Annotated in this window: 1 protein-coding gene and 2 pseudogenes; all 3 read right to left on the minus strand. The window is 74.0% G+C overall.

Features of this window, described 5'->3' with window-relative positions:
* Window positions 1-1,336 (minus strand): annotated as a pseudogene (locus L0P92_RS43330) (hypothetical protein); the annotation flags it as partial.
* 371 nt (window positions 1,337-1,707) lie between these two features.
* Window positions 1,708-2,961, minus strand: coding sequence for a phosphoribosylamine--glycine ligase (gene purD, locus L0P92_RS43335; protein WP_234768633.1), 1,254 nt, complete (start codon window positions 2,959-2,961; stop codon window positions 1,708-1,710).
* A gap of 105 nt (window positions 2,962-3,066) precedes the next feature.
* Window positions 3,067-3,225 (minus strand): annotated as a pseudogene (locus L0P92_RS43340) (DNA polymerase III subunit gamma/tau); the annotation flags it as partial.

Here is a 3,225-nt window from a genome sequence, read left to right on the forward strand (position 1 = left end):
GCTCGGCGGGGGGCCAGGTCGGTGCGGTGGTCGGGGGTGTCGAGAGGTGGTCCAGGACTCGGGCCAGGGTGGGGCCGTCGGATTCCGGGGGTGTGCCCTCGGTGGTGCGGCGGACGCCGAGGGTGTCGAGGACTCGGTGGAGGCGGGCCGCGTCGGTGCGCCATTTGCGGTCGACGACCTCTTCCGGATACTCCTGCCAGCCCACCGGGGACCAGTCAGGGCCGGGCTCGGCGGGGCCGCCGTGGAAGAGGCGGGCGGCCAGGAGCGAGGCGGCCTCGTCGATCGCGCCGGGCTCTTCGAGCAGGTCACAGGCGGGGCGCTCGCCCAGCCGGGAGGCGAATCCCTCGGCCAGCCGGTCCCGCCGGGACAGTTCGGTGAGCGCGGCGACGACGCCGGCGTCCAGCCGGGACGGCCAGCGCCCCATCCGCCAGGCGGGCAGCGCGACCCGCGTCAGCAGCCGGTCCCAGCCCGCGTACGCGAGCCCGACCTGTTCCTGGGCGACGATCCGCAGCCCGTAGTCCACAGCCTGTGCACGCTCGGCGGCCGCGGCGGCCACCCCCCGCTCCATCTCGGCCGCGTGGTCCCGGCAACTGCGCAGCATCACCCGCGCGACCCAGCCGATGCCCGCGCACACCGCCCGCGACCCCGGACAACGGCCGCGCGTCGAGGCGACGGCCACCGCGGCGTCGAGGCCCCGGACGAAGCGCCGGGCCTGGGCTATGTCGGGGTGCGCCGAGGGTCCCGTACCAGCGACGACCGGGGCCAGGACGGCACGCAGCTCGCCGACGCGCATCCACCACAGGAACGGGGAGCCGATGACGAGGACGGGGGCGTCCGGCGTACGACGATGGGTGCCGGAACGGCTACCGCCGTGCAGGCCGTTGAGCCCGTCCTCCATGCCGCCTTCGGCCGCCGGCGGGCCGTGGGACGGGTGGGTGCGGTCCTCCAGCCAGCTGTCGCAGTCCGGGGTGAGAGCTATCGCGGACGGGGCGGGGACGTCGAGCCGGTCGGCGAGGTCGCGCACCATCCGGTACAGGTCCGGCGCCTGCTCCTCGCCGATCGGGACCGTGGGGCTGACGGCGGGGCGGGCACGGGCGACGACCAGGGCGATGATGGCGGCGGCCAGCAGGACGAGGACGGCGACGGGGATGACGGCCCAGCGCGCGGCGTGCCAGCCCGGGCCGACGAGGTGGCCGGTGGAGGCACCGGCGAGCAGCACCACGGCGAACGCCGCGGGCAGCACCGCGACAGCCAGCGCGCGGCTGCGGACCCGCAGCACGGCCATGGCCCGGGCGCGCGCTGCCTGCGCGCCGACCTCCGCACCCATACCGCTCACGCCGGACCTCACCCCCTCCGCGCTGCCCCGGCTGTCCGAACTGTCCTGGCTTTGCTCACTCCCCCACTGTGGCACCCACCACTGACATCGCAATGCCGGTGGGCCAAGTGCCGGAACGCTTGCGCCGCACCCTAGTTGGGGCTTCGGCCCACGTCAGCCGGATGGGGCATCGGTCACTCGATGGAATGGCTTTGGGGAAAGGTGGATGACGGACAGCGAGGATCAGGCCCTTAATCCCGGCCGGATGAAGGCCTGTTCCCGGCCGGGTCCGGACCCGATTCCGGCATGGATCAGGCCCCGAATCCTGAGACGGATTCGGGGCCTTCGGGGTTCATCCGCGGGCGGCGGGCAGCCGCCCGGCGCTCGGCCGGTTACGCGCCTTCCGCCGCCTTCGCCGCGATGTCCGTACGGTGCTGAGAGCCGTCGAGCTCGACGCGGGCGACGGCCCGGTACGCGCGGTCGCGGGCCTGGCTGAGGTCCTTGCCGGTCGCCGTGACGGACAGGACACGGCCGCCGGCGCTCACGATCGCGTCGCCGTCCTGCTTGGTACCGGCGTGCAGGACGTAGGCGTGCGGGGCGTCCTCGGCGGCCACCTCGTCGAGGCCGGTGATGGGGTCGCCGGTGCGCGGGGTGCCGGGGTAGTTGTGCGAGGCGACGACCACGGTGACCGCGGCGTCGTCGCTCCAGCGCAGCGGCTCCAGGTCGGCGAGGTCGCCCTTGGCGGCGGCCAGCAGGACACCGGCCAGCGGGGTCTTCAGGCGGGCCAGTACGACCTGGGTCTCGGGGTCGCCGAAGCGGGCGTTGAACTCGATGACCCGTACGCCCCGCGAGGTGATCGCGAGACCGGCGTACAGCAGCCCGGAGAACGGGGTGCCGCGGCGGCGCATCTCGTCGACGGTCGGCTGGAGGACCGTCTCCAGGACCTCCTCGACGAGCTTCGGGTCGGCCCACGGCAGCGGGGAGTACGCGCCCATGCCGCCGGTGTTCGGACCCTCGTCGCCGTCGAGCGCACGCTTGAAGTCCTGGGCGGGCTGGAGCGGGAGCACCGTCTCGCCGTCGGTGATGGCGAAGAGGGAGACCTCGGGCCCGTCGAGGAACTCCTCGATGACGACGCGCTCGCATGAGTTGGCGTGCGCCCTGGCCGCCTCGTGGTCGGCGGTCACGACGACGCCCTTGCCGGCGGCGAGACCGTCGTCCTTGACCACGTACGGGGCACCGAAGGCGTCAAGGGCCTCGTCGACCTCGCCGGGCGTCGTACAGACGTAGGAGCGGGCCGTCGGGACGCCGGCCGCCGCCATCACATCCTTGGCGAAGGCCTTGGAGCCCTCGATCTGCGCGGCCTCCCCGGAGGGGCCGAAGACCGGGATGCCCGCCTCGCGCACGGCATCGGCGACCCCGGCGACGAGGGGTGCCTCCGGGCCTACGACGACGAGGTCGGCGCCGAGCCGTTCGGCGAGCACGGTGACGGCGGCGCCGTCCAGGGCGTCGACCTGGTGCAGCTCGGCGACCTCGGCGATGCCGGCGTTGCCGGGGGCGCAGTGCAGCGCGGTGACGTCGGGGTCGAGGGACAGGGAGCGGCACAGGGCATGTTCGCGGGCGCCGCTACCGATGACGAGGACCTTCACGGGGGTCAGCCTAACGGGGTTTTCGTACGGGGTGCCGAGGGGCCGGGCCTTGGTGACCTGTACGTTCCTCCAAGTCGGGGCGCCCGCCCGCCCCGCTACTCGGTGCTACTCGTTCGTGAACTCCTCCACCACCGTCGCGCCCAGCTCCCGCACGATCAGCTCGTAGCCGGACAGCGCCGACTCGTTGAGGTCGGGGTCGTCGTCCTCCGGGATGTCGTCCTCGATGGACACCGGGGGCGGCTCCGGGGCGGAGGGCCGCGACAC

The organism is Streptomyces muensis, from assembly GCF_021474425.1.
Lineage (GTDB): Bacteria > Actinomycetota > Actinomycetes > Streptomycetales > Streptomycetaceae > Streptomyces > Streptomyces muensis.